This window comes from Mesorhizobium sp. M7A.F.Ca.CA.002.15.2.1 (assembly GCF_003998715.1).
GTDB classification, from domain to species: Bacteria; Pseudomonadota; Alphaproteobacteria; order Rhizobiales; family Rhizobiaceae; genus Mesorhizobium; species Mesorhizobium ciceri.
In genome coordinates this window covers 1-1,105 of sequence record NZ_RZPI01001061.1, presented here as the reverse complement: position 1 = coordinate 1,105, position 1,105 = coordinate 1, and the positions used below count along the sequence as shown (strand labels likewise).

General features: G+C 62.4%; 2 protein-coding genes and 1 pseudogene. 1 reads left to right on the top strand and 2 read right to left on the bottom strand.

Going from position 1 to position 1,105, the window contains the following annotated elements; all coding sequences use genetic code 11:
- On the bottom strand, positions 1-358 hold a 358-nt coding region (locus tag ENZ74_RS32590), incomplete at its 3' end, for a MarR family transcriptional regulator (protein WP_127313324.1).
- Between the two features lie 65 nt (positions 359-423).
- Between ENZ74_RS32590 and ENZ74_RS32585 the strand changes: the two genes are divergently transcribed.
- Positions 424-894: a cupin domain-containing protein gene (locus tag ENZ74_RS32585; protein ID WP_024501720.1), complete on the top strand. Its 471-nt coding sequence runs from the start codon at positions 424-426 to the stop codon at positions 892-894.
- 21 nt (positions 895-915) lie between these two features.
- Here the strand turns inward: ENZ74_RS32585 and ENZ74_RS32580 are convergent.
- Positions 916-1,105 (bottom strand): annotated as a pseudogene (locus ENZ74_RS32580) (hypothetical protein); the annotation flags it as partial.

Genomic DNA, 1,105 nt, shown 5'->3' with positions numbered 1-1,105 from the left:
GGATATCGACCATTTTCCAGAACGCGGCATGACCGCGTTCCGTGGATCGCACCACGCGCGCACCGCCATCGCCGGGAATGTCGGAGCGGACGAGGTAGCCGTACCCTTCGAGACTGCTGAGCAGCTGGTTGATGGCCTGTTTGCTCATGCCGGCACGCTCGGCGATGGTGCCGGGCCGCGCGCCGTCCGGTCCGGGAAACTGCAACACCGCCATATGCGGCAGGCGCAATTCGTCGAAACCGGCGGCGTTGAGCTCCTTGATCAGCCGCCGCTGGATCGCTTGTGCCGGCACGCGCAGCAGGGCGCCGATCAGCAGGTTCTCGGTCTTGGTCTGTAGAACTTCCGTTGAGGTGGGCATTGACGATCCGGTAAATTGAGTTTACTGATAGCGAGTAAATGTAATTTACCGGAGGGCTTTGCGCAATGTCGGTCATGAATCTTCAGGTCAATCCAGCCAATGAGACCGGCGACAAGGGGCTGTCGATTCGCTTCCTGGTGACGGGCGACAGTTCGAACGGCAGCATCGCCGCCTTTGAGTTGAGGGTTGCCAGCGGACTGCGCCTGCTGGCGCCGGCGCACAGCCATGATCACTACGAAGAGACGATCTACGGCATTGAAGGGGTGCTGACCTGGACCGTCGACGGCAAGCCGATCGAGGTCGGACCGGGAGAAGCGCTGTGCATCCCGCGCGGCGCAGTCCATCGCTTCGACAACAATGGCAGCGCGGATGCGAAAGCGCTGTGCGTCGTCACACCAGCGGCGATCGGTCCGGACTATTTCCGTGAGATATTCGCCATGTTCCACGCCGCCGCCGGCGGTCCGCCGGACAAGGCTGGGATGATGGATATCATGCGCCGCCACGGGCTGACGCCGGCAGCGCCGCCGCCAAGCTGAAGTCGGTCGAAGAGGCGCCGGTCACGCGCCGCAAGCGCTGAAGGTGGTGCCGGGGTTCCAGTCCTTGAAGGCGATGGTCTGGCCTTCGACCGAGACGTTCCTGTGCTTGGTGCTGCCGTCCGGCTGCTTTTCGCTGCTGGTGCCTTTGCCGGTCAGCACATTGTACTCGCAGGCGCTTTCGGCATTCTCCTTCAAATAGTCATAGCTGTCT

Bases quoted from the DNA above. Each gene is read 5' to 3' on its own strand.
- ENZ74_RS32585 (WP_024501720.1), top strand. From the start codon at position 424: ATGTCGGTCATGAATCTTCAGGTCAATCCAGCCAATGAGACCGGCGAC.